At 53.5% G+C, this 15,650-nt stretch carries 12 protein-coding genes; 10 read left to right on the top strand and 2 right to left on the bottom strand.

Annotated elements, in window-relative coordinates:
- The first annotated feature begins 50 nt into the window (after positions 1-50).
- The 4 genes from araD (at position 51) to rluA (ending at position 6,941) form a co-directional block, all read left to right on the top strand.
- Positions 51-746, top strand: coding sequence for an L-ribulose-5-phosphate 4-epimerase (araD, locus tag N7268_RS08875; protein ID WP_260862556.1), 696 nt, complete (start codon positions 51-53; stop codon positions 744-746).
- 89 nt (positions 747-835) lie between these two features.
- Complete coding sequence (gene polB / locus N7268_RS08870; RefSeq protein ID WP_260862555.1) at positions 836-3,187, top strand: DNA polymerase II; 2,352 nt, start codon at positions 836-838, stop codon at positions 3,185-3,187.
- A 176-nt stretch (positions 3,188-3,363) separates the two neighbouring features.
- Positions 3,364-6,270, top strand: coding sequence for an RNA polymerase-associated protein RapA (gene rapA / locus N7268_RS08865; protein WP_260862553.1), 2,907 nt, complete (start codon positions 3,364-3,366; stop codon positions 6,268-6,270).
- Between the two features lie 11 nt (positions 6,271-6,281).
- The gene (gene rluA / locus N7268_RS08860; RefSeq protein WP_260862552.1) at positions 6,282-6,941 is read left to right on the top strand and encodes a bifunctional tRNA pseudouridine(32) synthase/23S rRNA pseudouridine(746) synthase RluA; all 660 of its coding nucleotides are present in this window, start codon (positions 6,282-6,284) and stop codon (positions 6,939-6,941) included.
- Between the two features lie 54 nt (positions 6,942-6,995).
- On the opposite strand, the gene djlA is transcribed toward rluA, so the two are convergent.
- Positions 6,996-7,808, bottom strand: a complete 813-nt coding sequence (djlA, locus tag N7268_RS08855) for a co-chaperone DjlA (protein ID WP_198906500.1) — start codon at positions 7,806-7,808, stop codon at positions 6,996-6,998.
- Between the two features lie 379 nt (positions 7,809-8,187).
- Here djlA and lptD point away from each other — a divergent pair, with 379 nt between their 5' ends.
- From lptD to apaH, 6 genes are read left to right on the top strand one after another with little or no spacing between them, the layout of a single operon-like run.
- Positions 8,188-10,542: an LPS assembly protein LptD gene (gene lptD, locus N7268_RS08850; RefSeq protein WP_260862550.1), complete on the top strand. Its 2,355-nt coding sequence runs from the start codon at positions 8,188-8,190 to the stop codon at positions 10,540-10,542.
- A 53-nt stretch (positions 10,543-10,595) separates the two neighbouring features.
- Positions 10,596-11,882, top strand: coding sequence for a peptidylprolyl isomerase SurA (surA, locus tag N7268_RS08845; protein ID WP_260862549.1), 1,287 nt, complete (start codon positions 10,596-10,598; stop codon positions 11,880-11,882).
- A complete protein-coding gene (gene pdxA / locus N7268_RS08840; RefSeq protein ID WP_260862548.1) occupies positions 11,882-12,874 on the top strand; it encodes a 4-hydroxythreonine-4-phosphate dehydrogenase PdxA in 993 nt (330 codons plus the stop codon). The genes surA and pdxA overlap by 1 nt, the downstream gene beginning before the upstream one ends.
- Positions 12,867-13,688, top strand: a complete 822-nt coding sequence (gene rsmA, locus N7268_RS08835; protein WP_198906504.1) for a 16S rRNA (adenine(1518)-N(6)/adenine(1519)-N(6))-dimethyltransferase RsmA — start codon at positions 12,867-12,869, stop codon at positions 13,686-13,688. The genes pdxA and rsmA overlap by 8 nt, the downstream gene beginning before the upstream one ends.
- A gap of 2 nt (positions 13,689-13,690) precedes the next feature.
- Positions 13,691-14,068, top strand: a complete 378-nt coding sequence (gene apaG / locus N7268_RS08830; protein ID WP_003018867.1) for a Co2+/Mg2+ efflux protein ApaG — start codon at positions 13,691-13,693, stop codon at positions 14,066-14,068.
- Between the two features lie 10 nt (positions 14,069-14,078).
- Complete coding sequence (apaH, locus tag N7268_RS08825; RefSeq protein ID WP_260862547.1) at positions 14,079-14,927, top strand: bis(5'-nucleosyl)-tetraphosphatase (symmetrical) ApaH; 849 nt, start codon at positions 14,079-14,081, stop codon at positions 14,925-14,927.
- A gap of 45 nt (positions 14,928-14,972) precedes the next feature.
- Here the strand turns inward: apaH and folA are convergent, their stop codons facing one another.
- Positions 14,973-15,452 (bottom strand): type 3 dihydrofolate reductase, encoded by a 480-nt coding sequence (folA, locus tag N7268_RS08820; protein ID WP_136345316.1) that lies wholly within the window; start codon positions 15,450-15,452, stop codon positions 14,973-14,975.
- Between the last annotated feature and the right edge of the window lie 198 nt (positions 15,453-15,650).

The following is a 15,650-nucleotide window of genomic DNA, read 5'->3' as shown; positions in this document are numbered from 1 at the left end:
GCACCAGAATGCCCGGTAGCACTCTGTTTACCGGGCACACAGGAGCCAACATGCTAGAAGATCTTAAACGTCAGGTACTGGAAGCCAACCTGGCGCTACCCAAGCATCACCTGGTGACGCTGACCTGGGGGAACGTCAGTGCCGTTGACCGCGAGCATGGCGTGTTCGTCATTAAACCTTCCGGTGTCGATTACAGCGTGATGACCGCTGACGATATGGTCGTCGTCAGTATTGCGACGGGCGAAGTCGTGGAAGGTCAGAAAAAACCCTCTTCTGATACGCCGACTCACCGTCTGCTGTATCAGGCATTCCCGACCATCGGCGGCATTGTCCACACCCATTCGCGTCATGCCACCATCTGGGCGCAGGCCGGTCAGTCGATTCCTGCGACGGGCACGACCCATGCCGACTACTTCTACGGCACGATTCCGTGTACCCGCAAAATGACCGACCGCGAGATCAACGGTGATTACGAGTGGGAAACGGGTAACGTGATTGTTGAAACCTTCACGAAACACGGGATTGACGCCGCGCAAATGCCGGGGGTGCTGGTGCACTCGCACGGTCCATTCGCATGGGGGAAAAACGCCGAAGATGCCGTGCATAATGCAATCGTGCTGGAAGAAGTCGCGTATATGGGCATTTTCTGCCGCCAGCTTGCGCCACAGTTGCCGGAGATGCAGCAAACCCTGCTGGATAAACACTACCTGCGTAAGCACGGCGCAAAAGCCTATTACGGGCAGTAGCAACTCAGCCGCAACAACTGTATAAAACCACAGCGAACTCATCAGAACCAGGCTATAATAACGCCTGGTTTTTTTGATGGATACGCAACGTGGCGCAGGCAGGTTTTATTTTAACCCGGCACTGGCGGGATACTCCGCAAGGAACAGAGGTCTCGTTCTGGCTGGCAACAGACAACGGCCCACTACTGGTCACGCTGGCGCCACAAGAATCGGTCGCCTTTATTCCCACAAGCCAGGTTCCCCGCGTCAGGACACTATTGGGTACAGAAAACGGTTATCGCCTGACGCCGCTCGCCTTGCAGGATTTCCACCGCCAGCACGTTTCTGGTCTGTATTGCCGATCGCATCGCCAGCTTATGCGGCTGGAAAAACTGCTGCGGGAAAACGGCGTGACGGTCTATGAAGCCGACGTACGCCCGCCGGAGCGTTATCTGATGGAGCGCTTTATCACCTCCCCCGTTTGGGTGGAAGGCGAAAGGCGTAACGACGCGCTCATAAATGCCCGCCTGAAACCGAATCCAGACTATCGTCCCCCATTGAAATGGGTATCACTGGATATCGAAACGACGCGACACGGCGAACTGTACTGCATTGGCCTCGAAGGGTGCGGACAACGCATTGTGTATATGCTCGGCCCGGAAAAAGGGGATGCTTCTCGGCTTGATTTTGAACTTGAGTACGTCGCAAGTCGTCCTCAGCTGCTGGAAAAACTCAACGACTGGATAGCCCGTCACGATCCTGATGCGATCATCGGCTGGAATGTGGTGCAATTCGATTTACGCGTCCTGCAAAATCATGCTGAACGTTACCGTATTCCCCTGCGTTTTGGCCGCGATAACAGCGAGCTGGAGTGGCGCGAACTCGGTTTCAAAAATGGCGTCTTTTTCGCGCAGGCCAAAGGCCGGCTGATTATTGACGGTATTGAAGCGCTCAAATCCGCCTTCTGGAACTTCTCATCGTTTTCGCTGGAAACGGTGTCGCAGGAGCTGCTTGGCGAAGGCAAGTCTATTGATAACCCGTGGGACAGAATGGACGAAATTGACCGCCGCTTCGCCCAGGATAAACCCGCACTTGCCACGTATAACCTCAAGGACTGTGAGCTGGTCACACGCATTTTCCATAAGACCGAGATCATGCCTTTTTTACTGGAGCGTTCTACGGTCAACGGCTTGCCTGTTGACCGGCACGGCGGGTCGGTTGCCGCCTTCAGCCACCTCTATTTTCCCCGTATGCATCGTGCCGGTTACGTGGCGCCGAATCTGGGCGAAGTGCCGCCTCATGCCAGCCCCGGCGGCTACGTGATGGACTCACGCCCCGGTTTGTACGACTCGGTACTGGTGCTGGATTATAAAAGCCTGTACCCCTCGATCATTCGCACCTTTTTAATCGACCCGGTTGGTCTGGTGGAAGGTATGGCGCAGCCGGACCCCACGCACAGCACAGAAGGTTTTCTGGATGCCTGGTTCTCGCGCGAAAAACACTGCCTGCCGGAAATCGTCACCCAGATATGGCATGGGCGTGACGAAGCAAAACGCCACGGTAATAAGCCGCTTTCGCAGGCGCTGAAAATCATCATGAACGCGTTTTACGGCGTGCTCGGCACCACCGCCTGTCGATTTTTCGATCCGAGGCTGGCCTCATCCATCACCATGCGTGGTCATGCGATCATGCGCCAGACCAAAGCGCTCATTGAGGCACAGGGCTACGACGTGATTTATGGCGATACCGACTCCACCTTTGTCTGGCTCAAAGGGCCACATTCCGAAGAAGAAGCGGGAAAGATTGGTCGGGCGCTGGTGAATCATGTGAATGGCTGGTGGGCGCAATCGCTGCAACAACAAAATCTGACCAGCGCGCTGGAACTGGAATTTGAAACCCATTTCTGTCGCTTTCTGATGCCCACCATTCGCGGTGCTGATACCGGCAGTAAAAAGCGTTACGCTGGGATGATTCAGGAAGGTGATACCCAACGCATGGCCTTCAAAGGGCTGGAAACGGTACGTACCGACTGGACGCCGCTGGCGCAGCAGTTTCAGCAGGAATTGTATCTGCGTATTTTCCGTAATGAGCCCTATCAGGCGTTTGTGCGCGAAACCATCGATAAACTGATGGCGGGAGAGCTGGACGAACAATTAGTTTACCGTAAACGCCTGCGCCGGCCGTTAAGCGAATATCAACGGAATGTGCCACCCCACGTGCGTGCCGCGCGACTGGCCGATGAGCAAAACGTCAAACTGGGTCGCGCGCCGCAGTATCAAAATCGCGGGACCATCAAATACGTCTGGACGATCAACGGCCCGGAACCTGTAGATTATCAAGCATCTGCACTGGACTACGAGCATTATCTGACGCGTCAGATACAACCTGTTGCCGAGGGAATTCTTCCCTTTATCGATGATAACTTTGCTACACTACTCACAGGGCAACTGGGGTTATTTTGACGCGTGACGAAACCGTCTCCATCCAGTACCATAGCGCCCTTTCCATTCCTGGACCCATTGAACACCACTACCACTGATTCATTAGCCTGGTAGCGGGGTCGTATGCTCTCAAAAACTCGGGTTACCCGAAGAATGACGAGTATTGCCTGCAATTAAAGATATAGAGCCGAACACATATGCCTTTTACACTTGGTCAACGCTGGATCAGCGATACAGAAAGCGAATTGGGACTTGGTACTGTTGTCGCCATGGATGCGCGAACCGTCACTTTACTTTTCTCTTCGACGGGTGAAAACCGTCTGTATTCGCGCAGTGATTCCCCCGTGACCCGCGTGATGTTCAATCCTGGCGATACCATAACAAGCCACGAAGGCTGGCAACTGCACGTCGATGAAGTAAAAGAAGAAAACGGCCTGCTTGCCTATATTGGTACCCGCCTTGATACAGAAGAAACCGGTGTGATGCTGCGCGAAGTCCTGCTCGACAGCAAACTGGTGTTCAGTAAACCGCAGGATCGCCTGTTTGCCGGTCAAATCGACCGTATGGATCGCTTTGCTCTGCGCTATCGTGCGCGCAAATTTCAGAGTGAACAGTACCGTATGCCGTGGAGCGGCCTGCGTGGGCAACGCACCAGCCTGATCCCGCATCAGCTCAACATCGCTCATGATGTTGGCCGTCGCCACGCCCCTCGCGTCTTACTGGCGGATGAAGTGGGCTTAGGGAAAACCATTGAAGCCGGGATGATCCTGCATCAGCAGTTGCTGTCTGGCGCGGCAGAGCGCGTGCTGATCATTGTGCCTGAGACCTTACAGCACCAGTGGCTGGTCGAAATGCTGCGTCGTTTCAACCTGCGTTTTGCGCTGTTTGATGATGAACGTTATGCCGAAGCACAGCACGACGCTTACAACCCGTTTGAAACCGAACAACTGGTCATCTGTTCTCTGGATTTTGCTCGCCGCAGTAAGCAACGTCTGGAGCATCTGTGTGATGCCGAGTGGGATCTGCTGGTGGTCGATGAGGCCCATCACCTGGTGTGGAGCGAAGATGCGCCAAGCCGTGAGTATATGGCGATTGAGCAACTGGCTGAACGCGTACCGGGTATCCTGTTGCTGACCGCAACGCCAGAACAGCTGGGAATGGAAAGCCACTTTGCGCGTCTGCGCCTGCTGGATCCCAGCCGTTTCCATGATTTCGAGCAGTTTGTTGAAGAACAAAAAAATTATCGTCCGGTCGCCGATGCCGTCGCCATGCTGCTGGCCGGTAATAAGCTGAGCAACAACGAGCTGAACATGCTGGGCGATCTGATTGGCGAGCAGGATATTGAACCGTTGCTGCAGGCAGCGAACAGTGACCGCGAAGATGCCGAGAGCGCGCGTCAGGAACTGGTTTCAATGCTGATGGACCGACACGGTACCAGCCGCGTACTGTTCCGTAATACCCGTAATGGCGTGAAAGGCTTCCCGAAACGCGAACTGCACACCATCAAGCTGCCGCTACCGACCCAATACCAAACAGCGATTAAAGTCTCCGGCATCATGGGCGCACGTAAGAGCGCGGAAGAGCGCGCACGCGACATGCTCTACCCGGAGCAGATTTATCAGGAATTTGAAGGTGATACCGGTACCTGGTGGAACTTTGATCCTCGCGTTGAATGGTTGATGGGGTACCTGACCAGCCACCGCTCGCAGAAAGTGCTGGTTATCTGCGCGAAAGCCACCACCGCGTTACAACTGGAGCAGGTCCTGCGCGAGCGTGAAGGTATCCGTGCCGCCGTGTTCCATGAAGGCATGTCGATCATCGAACGCGACCGTGCCGCCGCCTGGTTTAGTGAAGAAGACAGCGGCGCACAGGTCATGCTGTGTTCTGAAATCGGCTCCGAAGGGCGTAACTTCCAGTTCGCCAGCAACCTGGTGATGTTCGATTTACCGTTTAACCCGGATCTGCTGGAACAGCGTATTGGCCGTCTGGATCGTATTGGTCAGGCGCATGATATTCAGATCCACGTTCCGTACCTCGAAAAAACCGCGCAGTCCGTGCTGGTGCGCTGGTACCACGAAGGTCTGGATGCGTTCGAACACACCTGCCCGACCGGGCGGACCATTTATGACACCGTCTATAACAATCTGATCGGCTACCTGGCAGAGCCAGAAAACAGCGACGGATTCGATGACCTGATTAAAACCTGCCGTGAACAGCATGACGCGCTGAAAGCACAGCTTGAGCAAGGGCGTGACCGTCTGCTGGAAATCCACTCCAACGGCGGCGAAAAAGCGCTGGCTCTGGCTGAGAGCATTGAAGAACAGGACGATGACACCAGCCTGATCGCGTTCTCCATGAACCTGTTTGATATCGTCGGCATTAATCAGGATGACCGTGGGGACAACTTAATTGTTCTGACGCCGTCCGATCACATGCTGGTTCCCGATTTCCCGGGACTGCCGGAAGATGGCTGCACGATCACATTTGAACGTGATGTGGCGCTGTCGCGTGAAGACGCTCAGTTTATTACCTGGGAACACCCGTTGATCCGCAACGGGCTGGATCTGATCCTCTCCGGCGACACCGGGAGCAGCACCATCTCCTTGTTGAAAAACAAAGCATTACCGGTGGGGACGCTGCTGGTTGAGTTGATTTATGTCGTTGAAGCGCAAGCACCGAAGCAGTTGCAATTGAACCGCTTCCTGCCGCCAACACCAGTACGCATGTTGCTGGATAAAAACGGTAATAACCTCGCTGCACAGGTGGAGTTTGAAACCTTTAACCGTCAGCTTAGCGCGGTCAACCGCCACACCGGCAGCAAACTGGTTAACGCCGTGCAGCAGGATGTTCATGCCATTCTTCAGTTGGGTGAAGGTCAGGTTGAGAAATCTGCCCGGGCACTGATCGATGCCGCACGTAAAGAAGCGGACGAGAAACTGACTGCAGAGTTGTCACGTCTGGAAGCGCTGCGCGCTGTTAACCCTAACATCCGTGATGACGAACTTGCTGCGATTGAAAGCAACCGTCAGCAGGTGATGGAAAGTCTGGATCAAGCGGGCTGGCGTTTGGATGCCTTGCGCCTGATCGTCGTGACGCATCAGTAACGGAGCGAGACATGGGGATGGAAAACTACAATCCACCGCAGGAACCCTGGCTGGTTATCCTGTATCAGGATGAGCACATTATGGTGGTCAACAAGCCGAGCGGTTTGTTGTCCGTGCCGGGTCGTCTGGATGAGCACAAAGACAGCGTGATGACGCGTATTCAGCGCGACTATCCACAGGCTGAATCCGTGCATCGTCTGGATATGGCCACCAGCGGCGTGATTGTAGTGGCGCTGACCAAAGCGGCAGAACGCGAGCTAAAACGTCAGTTTCGCGAGCGTGAACCGAAGAAGCAGTACGTGGCACGCGTGTGGGGACACCCCTCCCCCGCCGAGGGACTGGTGGATTTACCGCTGATTTGCGACTGGCCAAACCGCCCTAAGCAGAAGGTGTGTTATGAGACCGGTAAGTCTGCGCAAACCGAGTATGAAGTGGTGGAGTTCGCTGCGGATAATACGGCGCGGGTCGTACTCAAACCCATTACCGGCCGTTCCCATCAGCTACGCGTACATATGCTGGCGTTGGGGCATCCGATTCTGGGTGACCGTTTCTACGCCCCACCGGAAGCCCTGGCGTTAGCACCACGTCTGTTGCTGCATGCGGAAATGTTAACCATCACCCATCCCGCCTACGGGAATAGCATGACGTTTAAAGTCCCGGCGGATTTTTAAATCTCAGGGCCAATTTATGCCGGATAAGGCGCCAGCCGCCATCCGGCAATACCATCACTTGAACCCTTTTTGATCCTTAATCAACTCGTAAGCTTTTTGAATTTCCTGCGCTTTCTGCTTCGCCATTTCCATCATTTCTGGCGGCAAGCCTTTTGCAACCAGCTTGTCAGGATGGTGCTCACTCATCAGCTTGCGATAGGCCCGCTTGATGGTGGTTGCGTCGTCGGTCGGTTTAACGCCGAGGACGTTGCAGGCATCCTCAAGGGTTGGCCCCCGTTGCGCCTGCTGCCAGCCGCCACCAGACTGCTGCTGATACCCGCCGCCGAACTGCGCCCCGCCTTGCATCATCCGCAGGAACTGATCGAATTGGGTGCGTGAGATCCCCAGCTCTTCCGCAATGACATACAGCACTTCACGCTCGTTTGGATGCAGTGACCCATCGGCAAACGCCGCCTGAATTTGAATCTCCAGGAACATGCGGATCAGATCGAATCGACCAAAACAGACGCTGCGGAACTGACGCATCTTTTCACGTAATGGGTAATTATCTGATTTTCCCACCCGGAAGGCATGTTGAGCGGCGGTACGCGATTCACCGTGCAAATTCATGCGATCCATCAGTTGGCTGGCAATATGAATATCCGCTTCCGTGACACGTCCTTTGGATTTGGTCAGATGTCCCATCACCTCGAAGGTGGTGGCAAAAAACAGCGCCTGGCGTTCACGTTGATTCGCGAACCACGCCATTTTGCGCATGCGGGCTTTGTCGAACATGTGGCCGACTAACAGGCCTAAAACCACGCCCCAGAAGCCGCCGCCCATCATTAAGGCCACGGCAACACCAATAATCTTTCCCCAATACTGCATAGACTCCCCAAATCTTTATGCTATCCGCCAGGCTATGTCCCACAATATAAGGTGCTTTTACCGTTTTATGGCTGCGGTCAATTGTGGGACATCGCCTATAATTTGCATTATCATACCTGTCATTCAATGCCGTGCCTAACACCACAAACGCTATACCCGTTGGATTTCGAGTTGCAGCAAGGCGGCAACGTAGTGAGTCCCCTGGAGCTTACCCATGTAAGTGACTGGGGTGAACGAGGAAGACAACGAAGATGCAGCTTGAAAGGTGGCGGGTATAAAATGGGCAGGATTAATACTAGCGTAGTGAAGATGAGATAAGTTAGGCTGTGACCGTTTGTCACGCGCGACGCTACTGATGATGGAACAATAAATACAACGTATGAAAAAACGTATTCCCACTCTTCTGGCCACCATGATTGCCAGCGCCCTTTATAGCCAACAGGGTCTGGCAGCCGATCTCGCCTCACAATGCATGTTGGGCGTGCCAAGCTATAACCGTCCTCTGGTCCAGGGCGAGACAAACGAATTACCCGTCACCATCAATGCCGATCACGCGAAAGGGAATTACCCGGATGACGCCGTGTTTACGGGCAATGTGGATATTGCACAGGGTAACAGCCGCCTTCAGGCAGACGAAGTACAGCTGCACCAGAAGCAGGCCGAAGGTCTACCGGAGCCTGTTCGTACGGTCGATGCGCTGGGCAACGTGCATTATGATGACAATCAGGTCATCCTGAAGGGGCCGAAGGGTTGGTCGAATCTGAATACAAAAGATACCAACATTTGGGAAGGCGACTATCAAATGGTAGGCCGTCAGGGGCGCGGAAAAGCCGACCTGATGAAACAGCGTGGTGAGAACCGCTATACCATTCTGGAAAACGGTAGCTTTACCTCCTGTCTGCCAGGTTCCGATACCTGGAGCGTTGTCGGTAGCGAAGTGATCCACGATCGCGAAGAACAGGTCGCAGAGATCTGGAACGCCCGTTTTAAACTGGGCCCGGTTCCGGTCTTTTACAGCCCCTATTTGCAACTGCCCGTCGGCGATAAACGCCGTTCCGGCTTCTTGATTCCGAACGCAAAATACTCCTCCAATAACTATTTTGAGTTCTATCTCCCGTATTACTGGAACATCGCGCCCAATATGGACGCCACCATCACGCCGCATTACATGCACCGTCGTGGCGGTATTATGTGGGAGAACGAATTCCGCTACCTCACCCAGGCGGGCGCAGGTCTGATGGAATTCGATTATCTGAATTCCGATAAAGTCTACGAAGATGAAAACTCGAAGGATGACAATTCACGTCGTTGGCTGTTCTATTGGCAGCACTCGGGCGTAATGGATCAGGTGTGGCGCTTCAACGTCAACTATACCAAAGTCAGTGACTCCAGCTATTTCAACGACTTTGATAACAAGTATGGTTCCAGTACTGACGGCTACGCCACGCAAAAATTCAGCGTCGGCTACGCGGTACAGAACTTTGACGCCACCGTCTCCACCAAGCAGTTCCAGGTCTTTGGCGATCAGAATAAAAGCAGCTATTCCGCCGAGCCGCAGTTAGACGTTAACTTCTACCAGAACGACGTCGGCCCGTTTGATACCCGTGTTTATGGTCAGGCCGTGCATTTCGTGAATACTACCGACAATATGCCGGAAGCAACCCGTTTACATCTGGAACCGACGATCAATCTGCCATTATCTAATCAATGGGGAAGCATCAACACGGAAGCGAAGTTGCTGGCGACGCACTATCAGCAGAGTAATCTGGACGATTACCCGCAATATGACGAAACGGTCAACCGCGTGATGCCGCAATTTAAAGTTGACGGCAAGATGATCTTTGAGCGAGATATGGCAATGCTGGCACCAGGTTATACCCAGACGCTGGAGCCGCGTGCGCAGTATTTGTACGTTCCCTATCGTGACCAGAGCCACATTAATAATTACGACTCTTCCCTGCTGCAATTTGACTACAGCGGCCTGTTCCGTGACCGTACTTATGGCGGCCTGGACCGTATTGCTTCAGCCAACCAGGTCACGACCGGGGTCACATCTCGCGTATATGATGACGCTGCCGTTGAACGTTTTAATATTTCCGTGGGTCAAATCTACTATTTCACTGAGTCTCGCACCGGCGATGACAACATCCAATGGGAGAATGACGACCAAACCGGCTCGCTGGTCTGGGCGGGAGACACCTACTGGCGTATCTCTGAGCGTTGGGGCTTACGTAGCGGGATCCAGTACGACACCCGCCTGGACAGCGTTGCGACCAGCAGTAGCAGTATTGAATACCGTCGTGACGAAAACAGTTTGCTACAGTTGAACTACCGTTACGCCAGCCCGGAATATATCCAGGCCACGTTACCGAATAACAGTACTGACAAAAAAAAATGGAACCAGGCACAGTATGAAAATGGGATTTCTCAGGTGGGCGCGGTGGCCAGTTTGCCGATTGCCGATCGTTGGTCGATTGTCGGGGCGTATTACTTCGATACTAATGTGAATAAACCTGCTGACCAGATGTTGGGACTGCAATACAACTCCTGCTGCTACGCTATTCGCTTCGGCTACGAGCGCAAGCTGAACGGTTGGGATGACAAACAGCAGCACGCGATTTATGACAACACGATCGGCTTCAATATCGAACTGCGCGGCCTGAGCTCTAACTATGGCCTCGGCACCAACCAAATGTTGCGTTCGAACATTCTGCCGTATCAAAGTGCTTTATGATCTGATTGATTTACAACGTAATCCGCATTGCGGTTAATTGAAATGGAAAAAGTATGAAGAACTGGAAAACGCTGCTTCTCGGTATCGCCATGATCGCGAATACCAGTTTCGCTGCCCCACAGGTAGTCGATAAAGTCGCAGCCGTCGTCAATAACGGCGTCGTTCTGGAAAGCGACGTCGATGGCTTAATGCAGTCAGTAAAACTTAATGCGGGTCAGGCGGGTCAGCAGTTACCGGACGACGCCACACTGCGTCATCAGATCCTGGAGCGTTTGATCATGGATCAAATCGTTCTACAGATGGGTCAGAAGATGGGGGTGAAAATTTCTGATGAGCAGTTGGATCAGGCCATCGCCAACATCGCAAAACAGAACAATATGACGCTGGACCAAATGCGCAGCCGTCTGGCTCACGATGGCTTAAGCTATTCAACCTATCGTAGCCAGATCCGTAAAGAGATGATTATCTCTGAAGTGCGTAACAATGAAGTTCGCCGTCGCGTCACCATCCTGCCGCAGGAAGTGGATGCTCTGGCTCAGCAGGTTGGCAATCAAAATGATGCCAGCACTGAACTGAACCTGAGCCACATTCTGATCCCGTTACCCGAAAACCCAACGTCCGATCAGGTTAACGAAGCGGAAAGCCAGGCGCGTTCTGTTGTTGATGAAGCACGTAACGGTAGCGATTTCGGTAAACTGGCCATCACGTATTCTGCCGATCAACAAGCGCTGAAAGGCGGCCAGATGGGCTGGGGTCGTATTCAGGAACTGCCGGGTATCTTCGCTCAGGCGTTAAGCACCGCGAAAAAAGGCGATATCATCGGTCCAATTCGTTCCGGTGTCGGCTTCCACATTCTGAAAGTCAACGATATGCGTGGTCAGAGCCAAAGCATCTCCGTGACTGAAGTTCACGCCCGCCATATTCTGCTGAAGCCATCGCCGATCATGACCGATCAGCAGGCGCGTCTGAAGCTGGAACAAATTGCGGCTGATATTAAGAGCGGTAAAACGACCTTCGCAGCAGCAGCGAAAGAGTTCTCGCAAGACCCGGGTTCGGCAAACCAGGGCGGCGATCTGGGCTGGGCCGCAGCAGATATTTTCGATCCTGCTTTCCGCGATGCGCTGACCCGCCTGAACAAAGGCCAGATGAGCGCGCCAGTGCACTCTTCTTTTGGCTGGCACCTGATTGAACTGCTGGACACGCGTAACGTTGATAAAACGGACGCTGCGCAGAAAGATCGTGCTTATCGCATGCTGATGAACCGTAAGTTCTCGGAAGAAGCAGCGACCTGGATGCAAGAACAGCGCGCCAGCGCGTACGTTAAAGTTCTGAGCAACTAATGACCCGTACTCAACGCGTTGTTATCACTCCCGGCGAACCCGCCGGGATTGGCCCGGACCTGGTGGTCCAGCTTGCACAGCGTGAGTGGCCAGTAGAACTCGTCGTCTGTGCGGATGCCGCGCTACTTTGTGACCGGGCAGCGATGCTCGGTTTACCGCTCTCGCTCCTTCCCTACTCGCCTGAAGCCCCCGCCAGACCACAATCAGCAGGCACATTGACTCTGCTCCCGATTGCGCTACGGGCACCCGCGGTGCCGGGCCAGTTGGCGGTGGAAAACGGGCGGTATGTCGTTGATACGCTGGCTCGCGCCTGTGACGGTTGTCTGCAAGGTGAATTTGCCGCGCTGATAACTGGCCCTGTTCACAAGGGCAATATCAATGATGCCGGCGTGCCGTTTACCGGACACACCGAATTTTTTGAAGAGCGCTCACAGGCAAAGAAAGTCGTGATGATGCTGGCAACCGAGGAGTTGCGTGTCGCGCTGGCGACCACCCATCTTCCACTCAGAGCCATTGCCGATGCCATTACGCCTGCGCTACTGCGTGAGGTGATTGGTATTCTGCATCATGATTTGTGCACCAAATTTGGCATTGCCGATCCGCACATTCTGGTATGCGGCCTTAACCCACATGCAGGGGAAGGTGGCCATATGGGCACGGAAGAGATCGATACGATCATTCCGGTGCTGGATGAATTGCGCGCGCAGGGCATGAAATTGAACGGCCCACTGCCTGCAGATACGCTGTTTCAGCCCAAATATCTCGACAACGCGGATGCCGTGCTGGCAATGTACCACGATCAAGGCCTCCCCGTGCTAAAATATCAGGGATTTGGTCGCGCTGTGAATATCACGCTGGGCCTGCCTTTTATTCGCACATCAGTTGATCACGGTACCGCACTTGAACTGGCGGGTCGTGGACAAGCCGATGTCGGCAGTTTTATTACGGCGCTTAATCTCGCCATCAAAATGATTGTTAACACTAATGAATAATCGAGTCCATCAGGGCCATTTAGCCCGTAAACGTTTCGGGCAAAACTTCCTCAACGATCAGTTTGTGATCGAAAGTATTGTCTCTGCAATTAACCCGCAAAAGGGTCAGGCAATGGTTGAAATCGGCCCAGGTCTTGCTGCGCTGACCGAGCCGGTCGGCGAACGACTGGACAAGCTCACGGTCATTGAACTGGACCGCGATCTGGCCGCTCGCCTGCAAACACACCCGTTTTTAGGGCCAAAGCTGACTATCTATCAGCAAGATGCCATGACCATGAATTTCGGCGAACTGGCACAAACGATGGGGCAACCACTGCGCGTGTTCGGCAACCTGCCTTACAACATTTCCACGCCGCTGATGTTCCATCTTTTTTCCTATACTGATGCCATTGCCGACATGCACTTCATGTTGCAAAAAGAGGTGGTCAATCGTCTGGTTGCAGGACCAAACAGTAAAGCGTATGGTCGATTAAGCGTCATGGCGCAATATTATTGCAACGTGATCCCGGTGCTTGAAGTGCCACCATCAGCCTTCACCCCAGCACCTAAAGTCGACTCCGCCGTTGTGCGTCTGGTCCCCCATACGACGATGCCGTACCCGGTTAAGGATGTTCGCGTCCTGAGCCGCATTACAACCGAAGCGTTTAACCAGCGCCGTAAAACGGTACGTAACAGCCTCGGTAATCTGTTCAGTGTTGAAGAACTGACAGAGCTGGGTGTTGATCCGGCGATGCGAGCGGAAAATATCTCTGTCGCGCAGTACTGCCGGATGGCTAACTATCTGTCAGAAAAAGCGCCATCGAAGGAGAGTTAAGCATGATCAATTCGCCCCGAGTGTGTATTCAGGTACAAAGCGTCTACATTGAAGCGCAATCCTCACCTGATGATGAACGTTACGTTTTTGCTTATACCGTAACCATCCGCAATTTGGGGCGAGCGCCAGTGCAGCTGTTGGGGCGTTATTGGTTAATTACCAATGGTCATGGCCGTGAAACCGAAGTTCAGGGCGAAGGTGTGGTTGGCGTACAGCCACACATCGAACCTGGCGAAGAGTACCAGTACACCAGCGGCGCGGTGATTGAAACGCCGCTGGGCACCATGCAGGGTCATTACGAAATGATCGATGAGCAGGGCATCGCCTTCACTATCGACATTCCCGTATTCCGGCTCGCCGTTCCTACACTCATTCATTAAAACAATAACTATGGCAACATACCTTATTGGCGACGTTCACGGTTGTTACGATGAACTGATCGCATTGCTGCACCAGGTAGACTTTGCCCCTGGGAAAGACACCTTATGGCTCACTGGCGATCTGGTCGCTCGTGGACCGGGTTCGCTGGACGTATTGCGCTACGTTAAATCACTCGGCGATAGCGTTCGATTAGTGCTGGGGAATCACGATTTACACCTGCTGGCTGTGTTTGCAGGGATCAGCCGTAATAAACCTAAAGACAGACTCACATCGCTACTTGAAGCACCGGATGCGGACGCGCTGCTTAACTGGTTACGTCGCCAGCCGCTGTTGCAGGTTGATGAAGAGAAGAAACTGGTGATGGCGCACGCGGGTATTACGCCACAGTGGGATCTGCAAACCGCGAAGGAATGTGCCCGTGATGTCGAAGCCGTCCTGTCGAGCGACTCATATCCATTTTTCCTTGATGCCATGTACGGTGACATGCCCAATAACTGGACACCGGAACTGACCGGACTGGCGCGTCTGCGTTTTATTACCAACGCGTTTACCCGTATGCGTTACTGCTTCCCGAACGGTCAATTGGATATGTACAGCAAGGAATCACCGGAAGATGCCCCTGCGCCGCTGAAACCGTGGTTTGCCATTCCTGGCCCCGTCAGTGAAGCGTACAGCATTGCATTTGGGCACTGGGCATCGCTGGAGGGCAAAGGCACTCCGGAAGGTATCTACGCTCTGGATACGGGCTGCTGCTGGGGAGGCGATCTCACCTGTCTGCGCTGGGAAGACAAACAATACTTTGTCCAACCGTCAAATCGCCACCAACATCTGGACCCTGGCGAAGTCGTCAACGCCTGACAAATTCATTGCCGGATGGCGCAGCGCCATCCGGCATTAACATTGTTAGCGACGCTCCAGAATCTCGAAGCAGTAGCTGTGAGAGTTTTGCGCATCAGCATCGTGGAACTCGCTGAAAACAGACTCCCAGTCATCCGGCTCGTAGTCCGGGAAATGGGTATCGCCTTCCACTTCCGCATCAATATGCGTCAAATACAATTTCTGCGCTTTTGGCAGGAACTGCTCATACACACGTCCACCGCCAATCACCATAATTTCAGGTTCATCGCCGCAAGCCGCAATCGCTTCATCAACAGATTTCACCCACTGCACGCGATCGTCGGTGCCTGGCTGGCTGCTGATGACAATATTTTTACGCCCCGGCAACGGTCGTCCGATGGATTCCCACGTATGGCGTCCCATGACAACCGGTTTGTTTAAGGTGTTACGTTTAAACCAGGCGAGATCGGCAGGGAGGTTCCATGGCATGGCGTTTTCCATACCGATGACGCGATCTACCGCTAACGCCGCAATCAGACTGATCATTGAATATTTCCCGGATACAAAAAAATTGTCGCCACTATACGGAAAGCGCAATCTTTCGTCGACTGGCGGAAAGAGGATGAGCACGAAAATTTTCCGTTCTGCTGGCGAACCGACCTATTTGAGGTGGTACGCCAGCATTACAGTAGTTCAAAAACAGTCAATTAGCAGTAAAGTTTGCAGAACATCACACTTTTTACC

This window comes from Citrobacter sp. Marseille-Q6884 (assembly GCF_945906775.1).
In the GTDB taxonomy this organism is placed as follows: domain Bacteria; phylum Pseudomonadota; class Gammaproteobacteria; order Enterobacterales; family Enterobacteriaceae; genus Citrobacter.
This window is presented reverse-complemented; position numbering and strand designations above follow the sequence as displayed.

Excerpts from the sequence above, each read along its gene's own strand:
- araD (WP_260862556.1), top strand. The coding sequence starts at position 51 with ATGCTAGAAGATCTTAAACGTCAGGTACTGGAAGCCAACCTGGCGCTA.
- rapA (WP_260862553.1), top strand. The coding sequence starts at position 3,364 with ATGCCTTTTACACTTGGTCAACGCTGGATCAGCGATACAGAAAGCGAA.
- rluA (WP_260862552.1), top strand. The coding sequence starts at position 6,282 with ATGGGGATGGAAAACTACAATCCACCGCAGGAACCCTGGCTGGTTATC.
- djlA (WP_198906500.1), bottom strand. The coding sequence starts at position 7,808 with ATGCAGTATTGGGGAAAGATTATTGGTGTTGCCGTGGCCTTAATGATG.
- lptD (WP_260862550.1), top strand. The coding sequence starts at position 8,188 with ATGAAAAAACGTATTCCCACTCTTCTGGCCACCATGATTGCCAGCGCC.
- surA (WP_260862549.1), top strand. The coding sequence starts at position 10,596 with ATGAAGAACTGGAAAACGCTGCTTCTCGGTATCGCCATGATCGCGAAT.
- pdxA (WP_260862548.1), top strand. The coding sequence starts at position 11,882 with ATGACCCGTACTCAACGCGTTGTTATCACTCCCGGCGAACCCGCCGGG.
- rsmA (WP_198906504.1), top strand. The coding sequence starts at position 12,867 with ATGAATAATCGAGTCCATCAGGGCCATTTAGCCCGTAAACGTTTCGGG.
- apaG (WP_003018867.1), top strand. The coding sequence starts at position 13,691 with ATGATCAATTCGCCCCGAGTGTGTATTCAGGTACAAAGCGTCTACATT.
- apaH (WP_260862547.1), top strand. The coding sequence starts at position 14,079 with ATGGCAACATACCTTATTGGCGACGTTCACGGTTGTTACGATGAACTG.
- folA (WP_136345316.1), bottom strand. The coding sequence starts at position 15,452 with ATGATCAGTCTGATTGCGGCGTTAGCGGTAGATCGCGTCATCGGTATG.